The sequence below is a fragment of the Nonomuraea sp. NPDC049504 genome (assembly GCF_040676845.1).
GTDB classification, from domain to species: domain Bacteria; phylum Actinomycetota; class Actinomycetes; order Streptosporangiales; family Streptosporangiaceae; genus Nonomuraea; species Nonomuraea salmonea.
Genome location: NZ_JBFAPT010000016.1, coordinates 42,044 through 63,109, shown reverse-complemented (window position 1 = coordinate 63,109; position 21,066 = coordinate 42,044). Strand labels below are relative to the sequence as shown.

18 protein-coding genes are annotated in these 21,066 nt (G+C 72.7%); 8 read left to right on the top strand and 10 right to left on the bottom strand.

The genetic code is table 11. The annotated features are described in order from the left end of the window. Window positions 1-17 precede the first annotated feature (17 nt). From AB0K28_RS28545 to AB0K28_RS28525, 5 genes are all read right to left on the bottom strand, one after another. Window positions 18-611 (bottom strand): ATP/GTP-binding protein, encoded by a 594-nt coding sequence (locus AB0K28_RS28545; protein ID WP_364375980.1) that lies wholly within the window; start codon window positions 609-611, stop codon window positions 18-20. Between the two features lie 257 nt (window positions 612-868). Next, window positions 869-1,735 (bottom strand): terpene synthase family protein, encoded by an 867-nt coding sequence (locus AB0K28_RS28540; protein WP_364375977.1) that lies wholly within the window; start codon window positions 1,733-1,735, stop codon window positions 869-871. A gap of 87 nt (window positions 1,736-1,822) precedes the next feature. Next, complete coding sequence (locus AB0K28_RS28535) at window positions 1,823-4,885, bottom strand: AAA family ATPase (RefSeq protein ID WP_364375974.1); 3,063 nt, start codon at window positions 4,883-4,885, stop codon at window positions 1,823-1,825. Between the two features lie 62 nt (window positions 4,886-4,947). Then, entirely contained in the window at window positions 4,948-5,715 is a 768-nt protein-coding gene (locus AB0K28_RS28530; protein ID WP_364375971.1) for a protein phosphatase 2C domain-containing protein, read from the bottom strand. A 5-nt stretch (window positions 5,716-5,720) separates the two neighbouring features. Continuing rightward, window positions 5,721-6,830 carry a Xaa-Pro peptidase family protein gene (locus tag AB0K28_RS28525; protein ID WP_364375968.1) on the bottom strand — a complete coding sequence of 370 codons (1,110 nt, stop codon included), beginning with the start codon at window positions 6,828-6,830 and terminating at the stop codon, window positions 5,721-5,723. 142 nt (window positions 6,831-6,972) lie between these two features. Here AB0K28_RS28525 and AB0K28_RS28520 point away from each other — a divergent pair, with 142 nt between their 5' ends. Then, window positions 6,973-8,169, top strand: a complete 1,197-nt coding sequence (locus tag AB0K28_RS28520) for a SpoIIE family protein phosphatase (RefSeq protein WP_364375965.1) — start codon at window positions 6,973-6,975, stop codon at window positions 8,167-8,169. Between the two features lie 64 nt (window positions 8,170-8,233). Then, window positions 8,234-9,127, top strand: coding sequence for a 5'-3' exonuclease (locus AB0K28_RS28515; RefSeq protein ID WP_364376383.1), 894 nt, complete (start codon window positions 8,234-8,236; stop codon window positions 9,125-9,127). A gap of 39 nt (window positions 9,128-9,166) precedes the next feature. On the opposite strand, the gene menD is transcribed toward AB0K28_RS28515, so the two are convergent. Beyond that, entirely contained in the window at window positions 9,167-10,828 is a 1,662-nt protein-coding gene (menD, locus tag AB0K28_RS28510) for a 2-succinyl-5-enolpyruvyl-6-hydroxy-3-cyclohexene-1-carboxylic-acid synthase (RefSeq protein WP_364375962.1), read from the bottom strand. 264 nt (window positions 10,829-11,092) lie between these two features. Between menD and AB0K28_RS28505 the strand changes: the two genes are divergently transcribed. The 3 genes from AB0K28_RS28505 (at window position 11,093) to AB0K28_RS28495 (ending at window position 14,156) form a co-directional block, all read left to right on the top strand. Next, window positions 11,093-12,241, top strand: a complete 1,149-nt coding sequence (locus AB0K28_RS28505) for an AMP-binding protein (protein ID WP_364375959.1) — start codon at window positions 11,093-11,095, stop codon at window positions 12,239-12,241. A gap of 43 nt (window positions 12,242-12,284) precedes the next feature. Beyond that, entirely contained in the window at window positions 12,285-12,647 is a 363-nt protein-coding gene (locus tag AB0K28_RS28500) for a hypothetical protein (RefSeq protein ID WP_364375956.1), read from the top strand. A gap of 177 nt (window positions 12,648-12,824) precedes the next feature. After that, entirely contained in the window at window positions 12,825-14,156 is a 1,332-nt protein-coding gene (locus tag AB0K28_RS28495) for an RNA polymerase sigma factor (protein WP_364375953.1), read from the top strand. Between the two features lie 115 nt (window positions 14,157-14,271). Here the strand turns inward: AB0K28_RS28495 and AB0K28_RS28490 are convergent, their stop codons facing one another. Further along, a complete protein-coding gene (locus AB0K28_RS28490) occupies window positions 14,272-14,649 on the bottom strand; it encodes a hypothetical protein (RefSeq protein WP_345403587.1) in 378 nt (125 codons plus the stop codon). A gap of 135 nt (window positions 14,650-14,784) precedes the next feature. Between AB0K28_RS28490 and AB0K28_RS28485 the strand changes: the two genes are divergently transcribed. Beyond that, complete coding sequence (locus AB0K28_RS28485; RefSeq protein WP_355422528.1) at window positions 14,785-15,345, top strand: TetR/AcrR family transcriptional regulator C-terminal domain-containing protein; 561 nt, start codon at window positions 14,785-14,787, stop codon at window positions 15,343-15,345. A gap of 201 nt (window positions 15,346-15,546) precedes the next feature. After that, the gene (locus tag AB0K28_RS28480) at window positions 15,547-15,738 is read left to right on the top strand and encodes a DUF5999 family protein (protein WP_043616949.1); all 192 of its coding nucleotides are present in this window, start codon (window positions 15,547-15,549) and stop codon (window positions 15,736-15,738) included. Between the two features lie 222 nt (window positions 15,739-15,960). Here AB0K28_RS28480 and AB0K28_RS28475 read toward each other — a convergent pair whose 3' ends face one another. Continuing rightward, window positions 15,961-16,551, bottom strand: a complete 591-nt coding sequence (locus tag AB0K28_RS28475; protein ID WP_364375948.1) for an alpha/beta family hydrolase — start codon at window positions 16,549-16,551, stop codon at window positions 15,961-15,963. 82 nt (window positions 16,552-16,633) lie between these two features. On the opposite strand from AB0K28_RS28475, the gene AB0K28_RS28470 reads away from it, so the two are divergent. Continuing rightward, window positions 16,634-16,981: a hypothetical protein gene (locus AB0K28_RS28470; RefSeq protein WP_364375945.1), complete on the top strand. Its 348-nt coding sequence runs from the start codon at window positions 16,634-16,636 to the stop codon at window positions 16,979-16,981. Window positions 16,982-17,131: 150 nt separating this feature from the next. Here the strand turns inward: AB0K28_RS28470 and AB0K28_RS28465 are convergent, their stop codons facing one another. Both AB0K28_RS28465 and gcvP read right to left on the bottom strand, forming a co-directional pair. Continuing rightward, on the bottom strand, window positions 17,132-17,941 hold the full coding sequence (locus AB0K28_RS28465) for a tetratricopeptide repeat protein (RefSeq protein WP_364375942.1): 810 nt from the start codon (window positions 17,939-17,941) through the stop codon (window positions 17,132-17,134). A gap of 115 nt (window positions 17,942-18,056) precedes the next feature. Then, the gene (gene gcvP / locus AB0K28_RS28460; protein ID WP_364375939.1) at window positions 18,057-20,909 is read right to left on the bottom strand and encodes an aminomethyl-transferring glycine dehydrogenase; all 2,853 of its coding nucleotides are present in this window, start codon (window positions 20,907-20,909) and stop codon (window positions 18,057-18,059) included. Window positions 20,910-21,066 lie beyond the last annotated feature (157 nt).

The following is a 21,066-nucleotide window of genomic DNA, read 5'->3' as shown; positions in this document are numbered from 1 at the left end:
AAGGTAGCCGGTCATGGTCACGACATGGTCCCGACCGGAGACGCTCCTCTGCGCATCGCGTGCTCGACGAGCGAGATGAGCACCTCCTTGCCCGAATCGCGGCGGCGGGCGTCGCAGCGCACGATCGGGATGTCCGCCGCCAGGCCGATGGCCGAGCGCACGTCGCCGACGGTGAAGGGGCTGGTGCCCTCGAACTGGTTGAGCGCCACGATGAACGGCTGGTCGCGCTTCTCGAAGTAGTCGACGGCGGGGAAGCAGTCGTCGAGGCGGCGGGTGTCGGCCAGCACGACGGCGCCGAGCGCGCCCATGGCCAGCTCGTCCCAGACGAACCAGAACCGTTCCTGGCCCGGCGTCCCGAACAGGTAGAGCATGTAGTCGTTGCGGATCGTGATGCGCCCGAAGTCCATCGCCACGGTGGTGGTGAGCTTGCGCTCCACGCCCGACAGGTCGTCGATGTGCGTGCCCACCTGGGTGAGCGCCTCTTCCGTGCGCAGTGGCCTGGTCTCGGAGACGGCACCGACCATGGTGGTCTTGCCCGCGCCGAAGCCCCCGGCGATCAAGATCTTGATCGCTGTCGGAAGCCGCCAACGGTCTGAGCGACCGAATTCCATCCAGCACCGCCCGTACAATTCCCGCGCATGCGCGACCCCGCCCCTGAGGTGCCGTGGTCAGTGGTACCTGTCAAGGAAAGCTGTGAAGGTCGATCCGCATGCCTGGCATCGAGACACCCTAGCAACGCCACATTTTCCACTCAAGCCGCAATCTTTTACAAGAATGAAAATGTCACGGTTTGTGACAGGACGCCCGCTTATTCGGCGATCTAACAGGCAAAGAGTCAAGTTTGTCTGTCATGTATTCAGACGAGTACTTATTCTTGCAGGTGAAAGCCCGAAACGCCGGTGAAGCCGGCCTGGAAGCCGAGCTGTCTGTGCAGGTAGAAGGCCGTGCGGGGGCTGTGGGCGCGTACCGGCTCGATCAGCTCCTGCGCCCTGCGCGCCAGCTCGGCCATCGCGGCCGTCACCTGCGAGCGCTCCACGCCGAGGGCGAGCACGTTCAGGTCGCCCCAGCTCAGGTCCCGCCGGTATGTCACGACGTCCCCGAGCAGGTGCAGGTAGCGCTGCACCTGCCGGCTGACCGCGCGCAGCTCCTCCAGGTGGGCCTTCGACCAGTCGTCGGCCGTGTAGATCCAGTGGCACAGGTCCACGAAGCAGGAGCCGCGGCTGTCGGCGTTCTCGACGTAGTGGGCCAGCGACGGCGTCGCGTGCGCGTCCCGCCAGGCCCAGGCCCGCGCCATGCCCTCCAGCATGCGGGCGAGCTGGCCGGCCCAGATGTCCTGAAGGTCGCCGAACTCCTTGACGGTGCCCAGCTCGTCGCGCAGGTCGGCTAGGAAGCGGGAGACCGCCGAGCGCGGCGCCGAGCCCCGCGCGACGTCCAGGCACTCCTTCGTCAGGCGGTCGACGTGGGAGCGGGTGAGCGCGGTGTGGTCGACGATCCTGTCCACCGCGAGGACCCACAGGGCGGCCCGGTTGACGACCTTGAGCCGGTGGGCGCCGGCCCAGGGGGCGCTGAACGCGGTGGACAAGGTCAGGGCGTGAATGAGGTCGGTGGTGAAAGCGGCAGCGGGGAACAACCCGCCGTACATTTCGGCGCACCGCCGCAGATCTCTGCCGCACTCGGCGGCCATTGCGCACGTCTCGCCGAGCTCGAACGCCTCGTCCAGCTCGTCGCCCGGCATCCTAGGGCCGCTCGACCGGCTCGCGGATCATGCCCGACGACCCCCATTTCCCCTGGATATGCACCTGTCACGGCAATTGTTTCATGATCACGCGGTATCGATCAAGGTATCAGCTGCCTGGCCGGGCAGGCGCGTTCGCCTCTCCCCCAAGCCAGCCGCGTGAAGTGCGGCGGTCAGGGCGACGCGGGAGCCGATGCCGAGTTTCGTATAGATCTTGCCGATGTGGTACTCGACGGTCTTGACGCTGATGAGCAGTTCCCTGGCGATCTGCCGGTTCGTCAGCCCGCCGGCCACCAGCATGGCCGTGCTCAGCTCCTGTGGGGTGAGGCCCAGCCGTACGGTCGCGGGCGGCTCCAGCCCGCACGCCTCCAGCTCGTGCGCACACCGCTCGGCCCGCGACTGCGCGCCGAGCCGCTGGAAGATCTCCCGAGCCGCCCCCAGCCGCTCGGCCGCCGCCCGCCGCCGCCCGGTCCTCCGCAGCAAGCGCCCCAGGTCGAGCAGCACCTTGCCCTCCTCGAACGGCCACACCCCCGCCGCCATCCCCACCGCCCGCAAGAACTCCGCCTCCGCCCCTTTTGGAACGTTCCCAGCCACAAGCACCAACCCCCGCAACCGCCCCACCTCAGCACCCACCCGCCCCTCACCCGCGGCAAGCGGTTGCGCCGCGTTGCCCGGCCGGTCCTGAGCGTGTCTCTCGTATGTGGAGAGCAGCCGCTCCGCCTCTTCCAGTCGGCCGTCGGCGACGAGGGCCTCGATGCGTTCAGGACGCGGGTCGGGGGCGAACAGCGCCCCGCACCCGGGGTCACCGCACTCCCCCTCCGGGAGCGGGCCGGCGCCGAGCGAGGCCAGGGCGAGCTCGGCCTGCCGCTCTCCCAGCGCGTGCCGCATCCCGCGGGCGGTCGTGGCGGCGGACCTGGCGTGCGCGAGCGCCCGTTCGTGCTCGCCCTTGGCCGCCAGCGGGGCCACACAGGCCACCTCCAGCAGGGGCAGCAACCAGCGCTGGCCGAGCGCCGTCGCCTCGGCCAGAGCCTCCTCGGCCCCGGCCACCGCCTCGTCCCACCGCGCCATCTCGTGATCGGCGACGGCCCGCAATCCAGCGGCCAGCAGCCGATGCTGCGCCAAGGTCCCGGCCGCGCCCACCACCCGCCTGAGCACGCTCCCGGCCGCAGCCACGGCTCCCTGCTGGAGCAACGCCACCGCACCGGCCAGCCCGTCGTCCGATGCCGAGCCGGCCTCGGACGACGCGACGCAGGCCAGGGCCCTGGTCAGGGCCAGGATGTCGTGGGGGCGGGCGGCCGGGCTCTGGATGGGCTGGTCGATCACCTGGCGGGCCCATGCCGCCGCCTCCACAGGGTCGCCCGTCACCAGGTGCAGCCAGGCCAGTTGCTCGGCGACGTCGGCGGCGTGCCCCGGCTCGGCGTGCCGCCACGCCTCGGACAGCAGCTCGTACGCCGCCTCGAAGCGCCCGGCGGCCAGGGCGAGCCGGCCCAGCACGTACCGGCGGGCGGGGCGCGGGTCGGTGTTGCGCGCGGCGGCGAGCCGGGCGGCGTGCAGCACGTCGCCGCCGATGAGCACATGTTCCAGGACGGCCGTACGCAGCTCGTCGCGCCTCCCGGCCGGCTCGGTCAGCCCGGCGGCCCGGTCGAGATGGGCGGCGGCCTCCCGCCAGAGCCCGTGCTGCGCCGCCTTGACCGCGAACCCCGCCAGCTCCTCGGCCAACTCCCCATCCGGCCCGAACGCGGCAGCGGCGCGATGCCGCAACGCCGCACCGGTGTCATCGGCCACCCCTGCGGCGGCCAGGTGCAGGCGGGCCCTGGCGGCAGGCCCGATGCCGTCGTAGGCCGCCGCCCTGGCGAGCGGCTCAGGAAAGTCGACCAGCCGCCCACCCACCTCCCGCAGCAGCCCAGCGGCCTCCGCCTCCTCGAAGGCCTCCAGCGGCACACCGCCGCAGCCGACGCCGCCGACGGACACAGGCGCGGCCACGGTCGCGGCCACGTGCAGCGGTGTCGGCCCGCCCAGCACCGCGCACGCCGCCACCAGCCGCGCGGTGTCGGGCCCGCAGGCGCGCAGCCGCCGCTCGAAGCCCCTGCGGTACGTCCCCGGCGCAGGCAACCGGGCCCCGGGATCGTCCAGCACGCCGTGGGCCAGCGTGCCCAGCAACTCTCGGACGTGCAGCGGATTGCCCAGGGTGTGCTCCCACAACCGCCGCACCGCCCCCGCCCCGAGCCGCTCCGACGGGCGGCTCCGGAGCGACACGTCCGCCCCCGGCACCGCACGATCGTGACCGTCCCGAAGGAGAGCCTGCGAGTGAGGCCGATCTAGGGAGTGGCCCGCTCCTGCCCAGGCCGCTCCCCCGCGCTCAGGGACCGCACCCGGCTTCACCTCGGCCTCCGGCCATGAGAGCAGGGCGGCGAGGTCGCCGGGCGTCAGACCCTCGAGGGTCAGGCGCAGGGTGGAGTCACCGGTGAGCGACCGCCGCAGCCCCTCAGGCAGCCACGGGTCGGAAATATCACGACACGCGACGACGACGAGGACCCGTCCCGCCCGCAGGTGCCGCAGCACGTACGCGAGAGCCCGCGACGACGCCCGATCAACCCACTGCGCGTCGTCCACGACCACGACGCACCCCCGCTCGGCCACCCGCGAAAGAGCCGCACACACCATCTCCCCGGCGGCACATGCACCGAGGCGCCCAGAGCCGGAAGTCCTGGGACGGCCCGCACAGGAACGGTCCTCAGGGACGATGACGCCCGCGCCGGCGAGCGCGGCAAGGGCCGTCCCGCCCTCGAAGGCACCCGCATCAAGCGGCCCGGCGCCCGAAACGCGGGCGGCTTCATACGCGAGTTGGCGCACGACGCCGAGCCGGAGCCCGCGCTCGCCCTCCGCACCGCTGACCGCCAGCGTGCACACTCCCTTGGCGCCGCTCACGGCCGGCGCGCCAGCTCCCTCGGCGCCGCCCACCGCCGGCGCGCTGACGCCCTTCGCGCCCGGCTCCCCGCCAGGCGCCGACGAACGCAGGGCCTCGTGGATGAGCGCGGTCTTGCCGATGCCCTCCGGCCCTTCGACGGCCACGATCCTGACGGCCCCCGCAAGGGCCACCCGCAGCTCCCCGCGCAGGAGGGCGAGCTCCCGCGTCCTGCCGACGAACATGCGAACTCCCTCCGCCGCCCTCGCCATCCCAGAGCGGCGGTGCGAGCACTTGATACACCACCTCAGCAGGCGGGCCGGCGCAGCAGCCCCCAGGCGGCGGTGGCGTCGTCGTGGCGCTTCCCGCGTACGGGCCCCCGCTCGCTCTCCAGCGCCCGCACGGCGGAGATCACCGCGTCCGGCCCGCGCCCGGCGAGCAGGCCGAGCACGGTCTCCCAGCGCCACCCGTACCAGTCGACGAGCCGTGCCACCCCGTCGGTGAACACCCCGGCCCCGCGCACGTCACGGGCGGGAAGGTCGCCGGTGACGCTCTGGCGGGCGGCCTCCGGCCTGGCGGCGGCGACCCAGAACCCGCCGGGCGCGTTGCGCAGCCGGCGTACCAGCTCCACGCTGTACGGCCGCCCGCCGGGCAGCCGCTCCAGCCGGTCGTCCGACACCACCCGCACCCCGCCCCCGGCCAGGGAGAGCACGACCGGCGAGTCCCCGAGCACGAGGTACTCCAGCCGCTCGCGCACCCGCACCAGCGCCACGGTGGCGGACGGCGAGTCGGGGTTGGCGAGGTCGCAGAAAGGAGCGTGGCCGGCGGCGGTGGCCTCGATGGCGCGTTCCAGGACCACGGCGAGCGGATCAGGGGCGTCGCGGGACAGCTCGGCGGCCAGCGCCCCGCCGAGCCGCCCCACCAGCCAGGCGACGTCGTGCACGCACCCGCTGTCGACGCCGGGCGCGGCCGTGGCGCCGTCGAGCACGGCGATCCAGGACGGCCCGGCGACCACGAGGTCCTCGTTGGGACGCGCGGACCCGGGCCTGGTGGCGTACGTGACCTGCTGGAACACGCCCGTCAGACGACGACCAGCTCGCGCGGCGTGTTGTTGAGCCGCTCGTAGCCGCCGTCGGTGCAGACCACGATGTCCTCGATGCGCGCGCCGTGGCGGCCGGGCAGGTAGATGCCGGGCTCGACGGAGAACGCGAACCCGGGCTCCATCGGCTCGCCGTTGCCGGCCACGATGTACGGCTCCTCGTGCGTCTCGATGCCGATGCCGTGCCCGGTGCGGTGGACGAAGTGGTCGCCGTGGCCGGCGGCGGCGATGACGTCGCGGGCGGCGGCGTCGATCGACTCGCACGACACGCCCGGACGGACCGCGCGGCAGGCGGCGTCCTGGGCCTGGCGCAGCACCTCGTAGTAGGCGGCGAACTCGGCCGGCGGCTCGCCCACGCTGTACGTGCGGGTGGAGTCGGAGCAGTAGCCGTTGTGCAGCGCGCCGCCGATGTCGACCACGACGGGCTCGCCGGCCTGGATGACCCGGTCGGACACGTCGTGGTGCGGGCTGGCGCCGTTGGGGCCGGAGGCGACGATGACGAAGTCGACGGTGGCGTGGCCGGAGGCGAGGATGGCCTCGGCGATGTCCCTGGCCACCTCGCGCTCGGTGCGCCCGGCGCGCAGCAGCCCGGGCACCTGCCGGTGGACGCCGTCGATGGCCTCGCCGGCCTGCCGCAGCGCCGCCACCTCGGCGGGTGACTTGCGCATCCGCAGCTCTCGCAGCACGCTGCCGGCCAGCACCTGCTCGGTGCCGGGCAGCGCCTCTCGGAAGCGCAGCGACGACATGGCCCACATGCGGTCGGCCAGCCCCACCCTGGCCGGGCGGCCGAGGCGGGCGGCGGCGATCGCGTACGGGTCGTCGGTCTCGTCCCACGCCACGAACTCCAGCCCCAGCCTGGACGCCGGCGACGCCTCGGCGGCGGGCAGCTCGAGACGGGGCACCATCATGTACGCCTCCCCCGAGGCCGGCACCACCAGGCACGTCAGCCTCTCCAGCGGCTTGGCGTCGTAGCCGCTGACGTAACGCAGGTCGGGGCCCGGCGTGAGCAGCAGGGCGTCGAGACCGGCTTTGGCGGTGGCCTCCTGGACGGCGGCGAGACGGGACACGGGATACAGATCTGAGGACGTCACAGGCCCAATCTACTCGTACGTCCACCGCCTAAAATCCGCGAAAAGGTCTCACCACGCCGCATCTCATGGCTACTCCAGGTTCACGGTCGATCACGTATTGTGGGGCCAATTGTCCAGTTCCCTGCGCTTCGAGAGTGAGACCATGGTCGACGTCATAGGCGCGGCCGAGCTGCTCGGGCACGAGAGCGAGGCCGAGATGCTCGCCGTACGGCTGGCGCACGCCCAGCGGCTGGGCAACATGGGCTGGGCGGAGTGGCACCTGCACACCGGCGAGACGACCTGGTCCGAGCAGGTCTACGTGATCTTCGGCCGCGACCCCGACGACGGTCCCATCGCGCTGCCCGACCTGGCCGAGCACGTCGATCCCGCCGACGTGGCCACGCTCGACCGGCTGCTGTGGTCGGTGGTGCAGGGCGTAGAGCCGGTGCAGGCGGAGTTCCGCATCCGCCGCGACGCCGGGGACGTACGGGACCTGCGCGTCGTGCTCGAACCCCTGCCGGGCCCCGGCGGCACGATCGGCATGCACGGCGTCATCCAGGACATCACCGGCCGCCGCCGCGCCGAGCGCATGGTCTCCGAGTCGCGCCGCCAGCTCCTGGAGGCCCGCGAGCAGGCGGCCGAGGAGCGGCACGTGATGCTGGCGCTGCGCGAGGCGATCCTGCCGGCGCCGGTCGGCTGCCTGGACCTGCCGCACACCAGGGTCGCCGTGCGGTACGTGCCGGCCGAGAAGACCGCGAACCTGGGCGGCGACTGGTTCGAGACCGCGCCCGCCCCCGACGGCCGGCTGCTGCTCACCATCGGCGACGTCTCAGGTCACGGCCTGCCGGCGATCTCCCGGATGGCCCAGCTCCGCCACGCCCTGGTCGGCCTGGCGATGACGGGGCAGGCCGCCAACCGGCTGCTCGACTGGCTGAACGACCTGGTCATGCACCAGCTCAAGGACACCACCGCCACCGCGATCGTGGGCCACCTCGACCCGGCGACCCGGGTGTTCGCCTGGGGGCAGGCGGGGAACCTGGCGCCGATCCTGGTACGCGACGGGGTGGCCAGCCAGCTCGCCAAGCCCAGAGGGGTGCTGCTGGGGGCGGCGTCCGGCAGCCCGTACGAGCTGGCCACCACCCGGCTGCTGCCCGGCGACCTGCTGCTGATGTTCACCGACGGGCTGGTCGAGCGGCGGGTCCGCGACATCGACGTGGGCCTGGACCTGGTACTGGCCGCCGCCCGCCGGCTGTCCGCCCACGACCTGGACGACGGCCTCGACGCCCTCCTGACCGACATCGGCGGCCCGAACCCGGAGGACGACGCCTGCCTCGTCGCGGTCGGCATCCTCGACGCCTGACAAGGGCCTGTGAGCTGGGGTGGGCGGGATGTCGGTGCGGGGTGGCAGCATGGGTCGCGTGCTGATGCTCCTGGACACCCCGTCCCTCTACTTTCGCGCCTTCCACGGCGTCCCCGAGTCGATCAAGGCTCCCGACGGGTCGCCCGTCAACGCCGTGCGCGGGCTCATCGACATGATCGCCACCCTCGTCCGCCAATACGCGCCTGACCAGCTCGCCGCGACGATGGACGCCGACTGGCGGCCGGCGTTCAGGGTGGCGGCGATCCCCACGTACAAGGCGCACCGGGTGGCGCACGGCGACACGGAGGTGGTGCCCGAGGCGCTGGTGCCGCAGATCGCGGTCATCCAGGAGGTGCTCGACGCCCTCGGCATCGCCCGCCTCGAGTCGCCCGGCTACGAGGCCGACGACGTGATCGGCACGCTGACCGCCCAGGCCGGCGGCGCCGTCGACATCGTGACCGGCGACCGCGACCTGTTCCAGCTCGTCGACGACTCCCGCCCGGTCCGCGTCCTCTACACCGCGCGCGGCATCCGCAACCTGCAGATCGCCGACGAGGCGTTCGTCACGGCCAAATACGGCATCCCCGGCCGTTCCTACGCCGACTTCGCCACCCTGCGCGGCGACCCCAGCGACGGCCTGCCCGGCGTGTCCGGCGTCGGCGAGAAGACCGCCGCCGCGCTGATCACCCGGTTCGGCTCGCTCGCCGGCCTGCTGGACGCGCTCGACGCGGGCGAGACCGACGGCTTCCCGGCCGGCAGCCGCACCCGCCTGGCCGCCGCCCGCGACTACCTGCGCGTCGCCCCGGCGGTGGTCGAGGTGGCCAAGGAGGCGCCGCTGCCCGACGCCGACCTGACGCTGCCGTCCAAGCCCCGCGACGCGGAGGCCCTGGTCGCCCTGGCCGACCGCTGGGGCATCGACGGCCCGCTCAACCGCCTCCTCGACGCCCTCGCCAAGTGACTCGCCAAGTGACCCGCCAAGTGACCCGCCGAGGGAGGCTCAGGCGCTGAGGAAGGCCCGCACGGCGTCCTGGGCGGCCTCGCGCAGGCGGGCGTGCACGAGCGCGTTCTCCTCCCGGTCCGTACGCACCTCCACGATGCGCGGCCCCTCCCCCCGCAGCGCCTTGGGCAGCTCACCGATGTCGGAGACGAGCGTGTACGGCGTGCCGGTGGCGGCCGCCACATACCCGAGATCCACCCCGTGCGGCGTGCCGAAGACCCGCTCGAACGGATCCCGCACCGCCGCCTGGGGCAGCAGCGAGAAGATGCCGCCCCCGTCGTTGTTGACCACGACCAGGCACAGGTCGGGCCGCGGCTCGCGGGGCCCGAGTATGAGCCCGTTCTGGTCGTGCAGGAACGACAGATCGCCCATCAGCGCGTACGAGGGCCCGTTGTGCGCCAGCGCGGCCCCCATGGCGGTGGACACGAGCCCGTCGATGCCCGAAGCGCCCCTGTTGGCCATGAACCGGATGCCCCGCCTGGGCCGCATCGCCTGGTCGAGGTCGCGGATCGGCATCGAGGACCCGCAGAAGAGCAGGGCGCCGTTCGGCAGCGCGTCGACGAGGTCCCTGGCCAGGCGCGGCTCGCTGCTGCCGGTCAGGTCGAGCACCTCGTCCATGACCGACCTCACCGCGAGGTCGGCCTGCCGCCAGGCGTGCAGCCAGCTGTCGTCGCCGGAGGCGACCGGGATCTCCACGGCCTGCGCCACCTGGGTGGCTGAGCGGGTCGGGTCGGGCCAGCGGTCGAGGTCGGGCGCGACCACGATGTGCTCGCCGGCCCGCGCGAGCCACGACAGCAGCGGGCGCGACAGCCCTGGACGTCCGAGCGTCACCACGACGTCGGGCCGGTGGCCGTCGGCGAACTCGGGCGTGCCGAGCAGGTAGTGGTAGGTGGAGATGGCGTGGTCGCCGTAGCGGCCGCCGCCGCTGGGCTCCGACAGCACCGGCCAGCCCGCCATGCCGGCCGCGGCGACGTAGCGGCGCACGTTGGCGGCGCCGTCGCCGACCACGAGCACGCCGCGCCTGGTCGGCGGCAGGTGCAGGGCGATGGGCGGGGGCGCGACCCTGGCCCGCACCCACGGCCCGTTGGTGCCGCCGTCGAGCGGCTCGCACCACTCGGTGTCGCCGTCGGGGATCAGCGGCTCCCTGAAGGCCAGGTTGAGGTGGACGGGGCCGGGGTTGCCCGCCCCCGCGGCGCGCTGGTAGGCGCGGCAGGCCAGCGAACGCCAGTAGGCGACCTGGCCCGGACGGTCCTCGGGCACGCCGACCTCGGCGAACCAGCGGGTCGCGGAGCCGTACAGCTTGAGCTGGTCGATCGTCTGGTTGGCGCCGGTGCCGCGCAGCTCGGGCGGGCGGTCGGCGGTCAGCACGAGCAGCGGCACGCCCGACTCCGCGGCCTCGACGACGGCCGGGTGGAAGTTCACGGCGGCGGTGCCGGACGAGCAGATCAGCGCGACCGGCCGCTCTGAGCGCTTGGCGAGCCCCAGCGCCAGGAACGACGCCGAGCGCTCGTCGATGCGGACGTGCAGGCGCACCCGCGACTCGGCGTGCAGCGCCATGGCCAGCGGTGCGGAACGCGAGCCTGGCGCCAGCACCACGTCGGTCAGGCCGCAACGCACCAGCTCATCGACCAGCACCGTGGCCAGCGCGGTAGCGGGGTTCAACGGGACGCCTCCTGCTTCCGGCGAAGCCACTGGGGAGATTCAATCTCAAATGCCGACAAATCACGAAATTTCACCGAGGGACGGCGCGCCGACGCACCGGACCTGAGGGGCCGGTCGGGAAGCCGCGTGCGGGCCTGGATCGGCGACGGCAGGTGGGACCTGACGGTCTGCCCGGAAGGCCGCGCGGTCCGGCAGACCACGGGGGAACGCGTCACGACCCTCCCTGCACCCGCTGTCCGACCTGTCGCCATTAACCTTACGAGCATGTGGAGGAACCCGTCGCATCCGGACCGTCCGCTGCATGCCATCGTGCAGCCTCCGGGACCTGCTCTCTTCGCGGCGATCCGCGACGCGCTGGCGGGCGACGGGCCCGCCGTGCTCCCGCTCGTCCCCGGCCACGAGGGGCCCGCCATCGAGGCGCTGCGGCCCACCCACGTCGGCGGCGTCCCCCGCGACGACGGCGCCGGCGTGCCGGACGACGTGGCGGTCGTGATCTCCACCAGCGGCAGCACGGGCGCCCCCAAGGGCGTGCTGCTCTCGGCCGCCGCCCTGCGCGCCTCGGCGACGGCCTCGCTCCGCCGCGTCGGGGCGGTCAAGGGCGAGCGCTGGCTGTGCTGCCTGCCCGTCGCCCACGTCTCGGGCCTCCAAGTCCTGGTACGCGCCCTGCTCTCCGGCAGCGAGCCGGTGATCCACCCCTCGTTCGACCCCCACGCGGTGCTGGGCTCCGGCGCCGACCACGTCTCCATGGTCCCCACCCAGCTCCACCGGCTGGTCGAGATGGGGGCCGACCTGTCGGCGTTCAGGTCGATCGTGCTCGGCGGCGCCGCACCCCGTCCCGGCCTGCTCGACCGGGCCCGTGAGCTGGGCGCGCGGGTGGTGACGACGTACGGGAGCAGCGAGACCTCAGGCGGCTGCGTCTACGACGGACGGCCGCTCGACGGCGTCGACCTCAAGATCGGCGAGGACGGCCTGATCAGGATCGCGGGCCCGGTGCTGTTCTCCGGCTACCGCTTCGACCGGCCGCCCGCCCCGCTCGACGGCGGCTGGTTCGTCACCTCCGACCTCGGCGAGCTGGACGGCGGGCGGCTGCGCGTGCTGGGCCGTGCCGACGACGTCATCAACACCGGGGGCGAGAAGGTGGTGGCCGCCGCGGTGACCGCCGTCCTGGCCGCCCACCCGGAGGTGGCCGACGCGGCCGTGATCGGCGTACCCGACCCAGAGTGGGGCGAGCTGGTCACCGCCGTCATCGTCCCCGCCGACCCCGGCGCGCCTCCCACACTTTCGCAATTGCGGGCATTCTGCCGCGATAGGCTGCCTCCTCACGCTGCCCCGCGCGACCTGCGGCTGATGTCCCGGCTGCCCCTGCTGCCGAACGGAAAGACCGATCTGGTACGCCTGAGGGCAGGAACCTGACGAGTTGCGGCTGCGTCATAGTGGGGAGAAGGAGGGAGCCTTCATGGACCACACCCGCAAGATGTGGGCATCCGCGGCCGTCGTCGGCGTCATCGTCGTCGGAGGTGCCTCTGTCGCGGCGGCCGCTTCGGCGGGCAAGCTCGACCAGGTCGCGAGGGAGACCCGAGCCCAGATCGAGAAGACCGGCGAGCAGCCGCGTCCCGAGACCACCGACGGCGTCGTGGTCTCCACAGAGGTCAACCCCGACCCCCGCGAGGTGCTCAGATACTGGAGCGACCAGCGGATGGAGGACGCCCAGCCGATGCCGATGCCCGAGGTGGGCAGGCTGGAGACCAGTGACGCGGCCCCGGGCGGGCGTCGTTCCGGCGAGGTCGAGTCGGGAGAGATCGCCGGCCTGCCGGAATAAGACCAGGGGCGGGGCGGTTGCCTATGTGGGCGATCCGCCCCTTTTCACCCCGCATCGATGCGCACGGGAACAAATGACGGCGATTGGCGTTATTGATACTGGTGCGCCGTGCGGACGCGAACCCGCCCCACCACAACCTGCCTGATCGCTTCCACTCCGTACGGAGGAGGTGTCCTCATGCCCAGAACCGCCGTGGCGACCCCACCCGTAACTCTCGACCAGCTGATTGAACGAGGGCGAAACCAGGGTCACCTCTCTCTGGCGGAGCTGCGTGACGCTTTCGCGGAGGCCGGTATCAGCCCCTCTGAAGGCCGCACGATCCTGCGCGAACTGTCAGAGGCCGGCGTGAGCCTGGCCGCCGAGAACGAGCCGTCGCTCAGCACCACCGCCCCCACGCCCAAGAAGGCCACCACCAGGAAGAGCACCTCGCGGGCAAAGACTACCGGCCGCAAGGCCGGCGAGGCAAAAACCTCCGCGAAGACGCAGACGGGCTCCGAAACGAAGCCTGAGCACGTGGAGGACGTCCCCGAGGACCTCGCCGTCAACGGTGAGGACCCCGACGTCGACAACGAGCCGCTCGACCTGGACGACACCGCGTCCGTCATGGGCGACTCGGTGCACACCTACCTCAAGTCCATCGGCCGCCGCACCCTGCTCACCGCCGCCCAGGAGGTCGAGCTGGCCCGGCGCATCGAGGCCGGCCTCTACGCCGAGTACAAGCTGGAGACCCAGCCCGACCTGCCCGAATCCATGTGCGAGGACCTCCACCTCGTCGTCGAGGACGGCAAGCAGGCCAAGGACCACATGCTGGAGGCCAACCTGCGCCTCGTGGTGTCGGTGGCCAAGAAGTACACCGACCGCGGCATGTCCCTGCTGGACGTCGTCCAGGAGGGCAACCTGGGCCTCATCAGGGCCGTGGAGAAGTTCGACTACACCAAGGGCTTCAAGTTCTCCACGTACGCGATGTGGTGGATCAGGCAGGCCATCCAGCGCGGCTTCGCCGACTCCGCCAGGACGATCCGGCTGCCCGTACACGTGCTGGAGATGCTGTCCAAGCTGTCGCGGGTCGAGCGTGACATGCACCAGCGGCTGGGCCGCGAGCCCACGCCCGAGGAGCTGGCCGTCGAGCTCGACAAGACGCCCGACCAGATCGAGGAACTGCTGCGCACCAGCCGGCAGCCCATCTCCCTCAACGCGACGATCGGCGAGGACGGCGAGACCACGATCGGCGACCTCATCGAGGACGTCGACTCCCCCGAGGCTTCGGAGATCGTCGACCGCCAGCTGCTGGGCGACCAACTGCGCGGCGTGCTCGACAACCTCTCGCCGCGCGAGTCGAAGATCATGGCCCTGCGCTTCGGCCTCGTGGACGGCAAGCCGCACACCCTCGACGAGATCGGCAAGCACCTGGGACTGACGAGGGAGCGAATCCGCCAGCTCGAGAAGGAGTCGCTCTCCAAGCTCCGCCACCCCAGCAACACCCGCCCACTCCTGGACTGGGCAAGCTAGCACCACCCGCCCGGCCCGATCGGGCGTACACATGCGAAGAGCCCCGGTGACCCCACCGGGGCTCTTCGTCGTTCACGACCCTGACCGCCGAAGCGCCGTCAGGGCCGCGGGAGAGTCAGCGGGCGGCGGGGACGCGCGACGGGACGTGCGGGATGCCCCAGAGGCGGTTCTCCTCGCGCAGCGTGCGCAGCCGGTTGACCTCGGCCGTCCACATGGCGCCCTCGGGCGTCGCCCTGGCCTTGCGCCGGGCGATCCGGTCGTCGTAGGCCTTCACCCCGAACGTGGCCCGCTGCCCCGCCTCGGCGGCACGCAGCGCCTCGGTCAGCGCGCGGTCGAACGCCAGCCCCGCGGCACGCAGCTCGACCTCGTCGGCGTCGGCGGCCCGCAGCTCCCGCAGCGTGCGCTCGGCCTCCCTGGCCTTGTCGAGCAACTCGGGGAAGCTCTTGGCTATCTCCTGGTCCGCGTGGTAGCGGACCTCTGCCTCCCGGCTCACCCGCGGACGGAAAAACGCCATCGACCCGGCCCTTTCACACTGTCGGTACTCGTTCAACGGCCAAGGGTACGCCGTCCCGCGACACGTGCGGAAATCGCCCTGGCGCCAGCGCCTTTACATAGTAAGATGATCACCATGCCCGCCAAGAGACCTCCGGTCCCCCTCTCCCGTGAGCGGATCATCGAGGCCGCGCTGCACATCGCCGACAGCCAGGGCCTGCGCCGCCTCACGATGCGCCGGCTGGGCGACGCGCTGCAGGTCGAGGCGATGGCCATCTACCACCACCTGCCCCGGGGCAAAGAGGCGCTGATGGACGCGCTGGCCGAGCACGTCACGGCCGTCCACGTCGAGCCAGGCCCGACCTGGCAGGAGACGGCCAAGGCGTGGTGCCGGGCGAGCAGGGAGCTGCTGCGCGACCACCCCGGCGTGCTCGCCCTGGCGCTCACCAAGCCGCCCAAGGGCGCCACCATGATCACGATCAGGGAGCAGATCGACCAGCTCACCGACGCCGGCCTGCCCGACGCCGCCGAGGCCGTGCGCGCGCTGCGGGCCTTCGTCTTCGGCAGCGTGGCGGTCGAGGTGCAGCAGTCGGGCTGGGCGGACCCCGAAGTCGATGAATGGGTCAGGCGGGACGAAAGAGCCGATGTGGACTTCGAGCGCGGACTCGACGCTCTTCTCAAGGGTTTGCAAACGTGATGCGCGTGGCGCGCTTGGCCGGTTATCCTGCATAAGGCACGCTGTGTCGAAGGTCACACGGTTCGGGGACCCTCCTGTAACAGTCCTAACGGACTATGTCGAAACGTGTGACTCAGGTCGCACACTTGCCAGCACAACTACCCGAGCCGGCTCCCGCCCCTCCATCACGGGAGCATCCCACGAGATATCGGAGGCACGCCGATGTGCCCGCACGACCCGGCCTGTCCGGATGCCGAGGCGCCGGACCGCGAAGCGGCCCGCACCCTCGCCAGCCACCCCGAACAGGGGTGGAGCCTGCTCTGCAACGGCGTCGTCCTGTTCGAGGACACCGGAGAGCTCCTGCCCAGCGGCACCGCCATCGCTCCGCACCGCCCTGTCGTAGGCGCGGCCTGACCTCAAAGTCGGGCGCCGGGACACGCCGCCCCGGCACCACCGCCACCGGCCCGCCGAGGCGCGGCCGGACCCGCTGAGGCGCGGCGACGAGCGGCCGGCCGAGTGACCACACCTCCCGGCCGCCACCCCGCCCTCACGAACAGCGAAACGAGCGCCCGAACCTCCCGGCCTGGACGCCGCCTCTGTCGAAGAATCAGGCGGCCCGTACGTAGCTCCCGAGGGCTAGGCGTATCGGGTGATCCATTGTGCGACGATCTCGCCCACCCGGGCGGGGTCCCGTTTCAGGTCGTGCCCCTCCCCCGGCAGCACCACCAGCCGGGTCGCGTCCGCCGCGTCGGGCACACCGAACGGGTCGCGATCGCCGTTCACCACCAGCACGTCCACCCCGGCCGCACGCAGCTCGTCGGCGCGGGACCGTTCGGGCTTGCCCGGCGGGTGCAGCGGAAAGGCCAGCGCCACCACGGCGGCCGCGCCGACGGCCTCGGCCGTACGGCAGGCCACCCGCGCCCCGTTGCTCCGCCCGCCCTGCACGAGCGGCAGGTCCGGCAGGCGCTTGCGCAGCTCGTCCAGGACGACCTCCCACGCCTCGTCCTGCCGGGCGGGCGAGCCGGGCGCCCGCGCCCCCGCCACCCGGAACGCCTGCGTCACCCGGACCACCGTCGCCCCGGCCTCCAGCGCCGCCGCGCGCACGGCCAGCAGGTCGGGCGCGTCCACGGTGCCGGCCGAGCCGTGGGTCAGCACCAGCAGCAGCCGCGGGTCGCCGGCCTCGTCGATCTCGGCCAGCGCCGGCCCCCTCGGGGTCATCACCTGCATGGCAGCACCGTACCTGCGAAGGATCCCGCGCTAGCTCTCAGGTCGGATGACGGCGCGCCGAGATGGGAGCATGATGGATCTCATGCCAGAAAAATCCCTCCGGGACGACTTGCAGGCCACGCTCGAAGCTCGTCGTGATCTGGGCCCGGAGTACGAGGCCGCCCTCATCGACGCGTTCGTCGAGCGCCTCGACGCCACCATCGCCCACCGCGTGCACGCCGAGCTCGAACGGCACGACGCCGTTCCCAGGGGGAAGCAGACCAGCCCGGCCGCGCCGATGGTGCCCATCGTCCTCGGCTCGCTGGCTCTCGGCATCCCGCTGACCGGGGTCGCAGGGGCGACCGCGGGCGGCTATGGCCTGGTGATCGCCTGGCTCGCGATCGTCGTCGTCAACGTGGCAGCAGCCGCCGCCGTCATGCGCCGCCGCTGAGAGTCCCGTGACCAGGCCGCTGCTCAAGCGCCACCGAACGCCGCGACCAGACCCAGGCCGCACGCCCGGCATCCTTCGCCACTGAGCCGCCCGTGCCCGGACGCGGGGGCGCGGCCGTCCGGCACGGGTCTGAGTCGGTCTCAGCGGGGATCAGGCGTCGCGGTGGTAGCGGAGGCGGACTTCGGCGGCGAGGGCCTCGTTCTCGTGTTCCAGCCCGTACGTCCACACCCGGTCGGCGTCGTCCGCCCGCCCGCGTAGCGGCAGGGTGCGGGCCAGGAGCTCGATGGCGAGAGCGCCGGTCCGGGCGTCGGCGCCGCCTTCGACGCTCTCGGCGAACTCCGCGCAGGCGAGCTCCAGATGCGCGATGCCGAGCTGCACCCGCAGCCCCGGCACCTCGTCCTCGGGCGCGAACTCCAGGGCGTCCAGCAGCACCTCGGCCGCCGCCCCTGGCTCTCCGTGCTCGACCATCAGGTCGGCGAGCCGCTGGGCGGCGTGCGCACCGACCCGCTCGTCCCCCGCCTGCATGCCGGCCTCCATGGCCGCGCGCAGCTCCTTCTCGGCCTCCTCCAGGTTGCCGTCGCGGACGGCGAGCCGGGCCAGGGCGAGGTGGGCGAGCGGCACGTACGCGGGCGTGCCCACCCCCAGCACGGCCTGCCAGGCGGCCCTGGCCTGCTCGTCGCGCTCCTCGCGCTCGAACCCCTGGGCGAGATGGCAGGCGGCCTGGGCGGCGTATTCGGGGTGGCCGGTGGCCAGCGCGGTCCTGGCGGCCTTCCTGGCGGCCTCGACGTCGCCGCGCTGCTCCAGCACGACGGCGAGGCCCACGGCGGCCTGGGCCCTGTCGGGCTCGTCGGGGTCGCCGGCCAGCTCGCCCAGGATGGCCGCGGCGGCGTCGAGGTCGCCGCGTTCGGCCAGGCGGCGGGCGGTGTCGAGAGGCGAGGTCTCCAGCTCTGAGGACGTCAACGGAGCTCCTTGTGGGGACGGTCGCCCTGAGCCTAACGACTTCGAGCGATCATGTCTGCTCACTTGACGCCCTGCGAATGGCGGGCGGGTGGGAGCCCCGCCCGCCAGGAGCCGCTCAGTCCTCGTACGCCTCCAGCGGCGGGCAGGAGCACACCAGGTTGCGGTCGCCGTAGGCCTGGTCGATGCGGCGCACCGGCACCCAGTACTTGCCCTCGCGCAGCGACGGCACCGGGTAGGCGGCCTCGCTGCGGCTGTAGGGGTGCGGCCACTCGTCGGCGCTGACCGACTCGGCCGTGTGCGGCGCGTTGCGCAGCGGGTTGTCGGTCTTGTCGTAGTCGCCCGAGGCCACCTTGGCGATCTCGCCGCGAATGGCGATCATGGCGTCCACGAACCGGTCGAGCTCGGCGAGGTCCTCGCTCTCGGTGGGCTCGATCATCAGCGTGCCGGCCACGGGGAACGACATGGTCGGCGCGTGGAAACCGTAGTCGATGAGGCGCTTGGCCACGTCGTCCACGGTGACGCCGGTCTCCTTGGTGATCTGCCGCAGGTCGATGATGCACTCGTGCGCGACCAGGCCGCCGCGGCCGGTGTAGAGCACCGGGTAGTGCGGGGCCAGCCGGCGAGCGAGGTAGTTGGCCGACAGGATGGCCTGCTGCGTGGCGGCGGTGAGCCCCTCGGCGCCCATCATCCTGACATACGCGTACGAGATGGGCAGGATGCCGGCCGACCCGTACGGCGCCGCGGAGACGGGCCCGACCGGCGTGCCGCCGCGCAGCGGGTGGCCGGGCAGGTAGGGGGCCAGGTGGGCGCGGACCGCGACGGGCCCGACGCCGGGGCCGCCGCCGCCGTGCGGGATGCAGAAGGTCTTGTGCAGGTTGAGGTGGGACACGTCGGCCCCGAACTCGCCCGGCTTGGCCAGGCCGACGAGGGCGTTGAGGTTGGCGCCGTCGACGTAGACCTGGCCGCCGGCCTCGTGCACCTTGGCGCAGACCTCGGTGATGGACTCCTCGTACACGCCGTGCGTGGACGGGTACGTCACCATGATCGCGGCCAGCGCGTCGCGGTGCTTGCCGATCTTGGCGTCGAGGTCGGTCAGGTCCACGTTGCCGTCGTCGTCGCAGGCCACGACGACGACCCGCATGCCGGCCATGACGGCGCTGGCGGCGTTGGTGCCGTGGGCGGAGGACGGGATGAGGCAGACGTCGCGCTCGCCCTCGCCGTTGGCGCGGTGGTAGGCGCGGATGGCCAGCAGCCCGGCGAACTCGCCCTGGGAGCCGGCGTTCGGCTGGATGGAGACGGCGTCGTAGCCGGTCACCTCGGCCAGCCAGCTCTCCAGCGTGCCGATCAGCTCGCGGTAGCCCTCGGACTGCGCCTCGGGGGCGTAGGGGTGCACGGCCGCGAACTCCGGCCAGGTGATGGGCTCCATCTCGGTGGTCGCGTTCAGCTTCATCGTGCAGGAGCCGAGCGGGATCATCGACCGGTCGAGCGCGATGTCCTTGTCCTGGAGCCTGCGCAGGTAGCGCAGCATCGCGGTCTCGGAGCGGTGCTGGTGGAAGACCGGGTGGGTGAGGTAGTCGCTCTCGCGCAGCAGCGTGCCGGGCAGCGCGTCGGGGGCCTGCTCGGGCTCCATGCCGCCGGTCGTGCCGCCGGTCACGCCGCCGGTCACGCCGAACGCGGCGCGTACGGCGGCCAGCTCGCCGGCGCCGGTCTTCTCGTCGCAGGCGACGGAGACGTGGTCGGCGTCCACCTGCCAGAGGTTGACGCCCCGCTCGGCGGCGGCGGCCACGACCTCGGCGGCCCTGCCGGGCACGCGGGCGAGCACGGTGTCGAAGAACTCGCCGTGCACGACCTCGACGCCGGCGCCCTTGAGGCTCTCGGCCAGGGCGGTGGCGTGGCGGTGCACCCGGCGGGCGATGCCGCGCAGGCCCTCGGGGCCGTGGTAGACGGCGTACATGCTCGCGATGACGGCCAGCAGCACCTGGGCGGTGCAGATGTTGCTGGTGGCCTTCTCGCGGCGGATGTGCTGCTCGCGGGTCTGCAGGGCCAGCCGGTACGCGGGGTCGCCGTCGGCGTCCACGGACACGCCGACCAGGCGGCCGGGGAGCTGGCGCTGCAGCCCCTCGCGTACGGACATGTACGCCGCGTGCGGCCCGCCGAACCCGAACGGCACGCCGAAGCGCTGCGAGGACCCGACGGCGATGTCGGCGCCCAGCTCGCCCGGGGCCGTGATCAGCGTCAGGGCCAGCAGGTCGGCGGCGGCCACGACGAGCGCGCCGGCCTCGTGCGCGGCGGCGGTCACGGCGCGGAAGTCGCGCAGCCGCCCGGAGGCGCCCGGGTACTGCACGAGGACGCCGAAGCACTCGGGCAGCTCGCCGTCCAGCGAGTGCTCGACGAGCGTGATGCCGAGCGGCTCCGCCCTGGTGGCGAGCACGGCCTTGGTCTGCGGCAGCGCGTCGGCGTCCACCACGAACACGTCGCTCTTGCTCTTGCCGGCCCGCCGGGCCAGCGTCATGGCCTCGGCTGCGGCGGTGCCCTCGTCCAGCAGGGACGCGCCGGCGACGGGCAGGCCGGTCAGGTCGGAGACGACGGTCTGGAAGTTCAGCAGCGCCTCGAGCCGGCCCTGCGAGATCTCCGGCTGGTACGGCGTGTAGGCGGTGTACCAGCCCGGGTTCTCCAGCAGGTTGCGGCGGATGACGGCGGGGGTGACGGTGTCGTAGTAGCCCAGGCCGATCATGGAGGTGAGCACCTGGTTGCGGCCGGCCAGGGCGCGCAGCTCGGCGATGGCCTCGGCCTCGCCGATGGCGGCGGGCAGCCTGAGCCGGTCCTTGACCCTGATCGACTCGGGCACGGCGACGGCCACGAGGTCGGCGACGGACTCGAAGCCCACGGCCTCGAGCATGCGCTGCTGCTCGGGCTCGGAGGGGCCGATATGCCTGGACGAGAACGGCGGAGCTGACAGATCGGTCATGGGGTGTGCCTCCCGAGGCTTACGGAGACCGGCGCCGGGGCGCGGGCGAGTGCCGGATCTCCCCCTCTGTCAGCGCGGCCCCACGTGGTGTGCCGCGACCTGAGAGCTTCACCCCTGCGCAGGGCTTGCACCGTCGGTGAGGCACGCCTGGCGGGCG

What these genes read in the sequence shown, in the direction of transcription:
- AB0K28_RS28520 (WP_364375965.1), top strand. Translation starts at nt 6,973, where the DNA reads ATGGTCGACGTCATAGGCGCGGCCGAGCTGCTCGGGCACGAGAGCGAG.
- AB0K28_RS28535 (WP_364375974.1), bottom strand. Translation starts at nt 4,885, where the DNA reads ATGTTCGTCGGCAGGACGCGGGAGCTCGCCCTCCTGCGCGGGGAGCTG.
- AB0K28_RS28480 (WP_043616949.1), top strand. Translation starts at nt 15,547, where the DNA reads ATGTGCCCGCACGACCCGGCCTGTCCGGATGCCGAGGCGCCGGACCGC.
- AB0K28_RS28545 (WP_364375980.1), bottom strand. Translation starts at nt 611, where the DNA reads ATGGAATTCGGTCGCTCAGACCGTTGGCGGCTTCCGACAGCGATCAAG.
- AB0K28_RS28505 (WP_364375959.1), top strand. Translation starts at nt 11,093, where the DNA reads ATGTGGAGGAACCCGTCGCATCCGGACCGTCCGCTGCATGCCATCGTG.
- AB0K28_RS28475 (WP_364375948.1), bottom strand. Translation starts at nt 16,551, where the DNA reads ATGCAGGTGATGACCCCGAGGGGGCCGGCGCTGGCCGAGATCGACGAG.
- AB0K28_RS28485 (WP_355422528.1), top strand. Translation starts at nt 14,785, where the DNA reads ATGCCCGCCAAGAGACCTCCGGTCCCCCTCTCCCGTGAGCGGATCATC.
- gcvP (WP_364375939.1), bottom strand. Translation starts at nt 20,909, where the DNA reads ATGACCGATCTGTCAGCTCCGCCGTTCTCGTCCAGGCATATCGGCCCC.
- AB0K28_RS28500 (WP_364375956.1), top strand. Translation starts at nt 12,285, where the DNA reads ATGGACCACACCCGCAAGATGTGGGCATCCGCGGCCGTCGTCGGCGTC.
- AB0K28_RS28515 (WP_364376383.1), top strand. Translation starts at nt 8,234, where the DNA reads ATGCTCCTGGACACCCCGTCCCTCTACTTTCGCGCCTTCCACGGCGTC.
- AB0K28_RS28540 (WP_364375977.1), bottom strand. Translation starts at nt 1,735, where the DNA reads ATGCCGGGCGACGAGCTGGACGAGGCGTTCGAGCTCGGCGAGACGTGC.
- AB0K28_RS28495 (WP_364375953.1), top strand. Translation starts at nt 12,825, where the DNA reads ATGCCCAGAACCGCCGTGGCGACCCCACCCGTAACTCTCGACCAGCTG.
- AB0K28_RS28470 (WP_364375945.1), top strand. Translation starts at nt 16,634, where the DNA reads ATGCCAGAAAAATCCCTCCGGGACGACTTGCAGGCCACGCTCGAAGCT.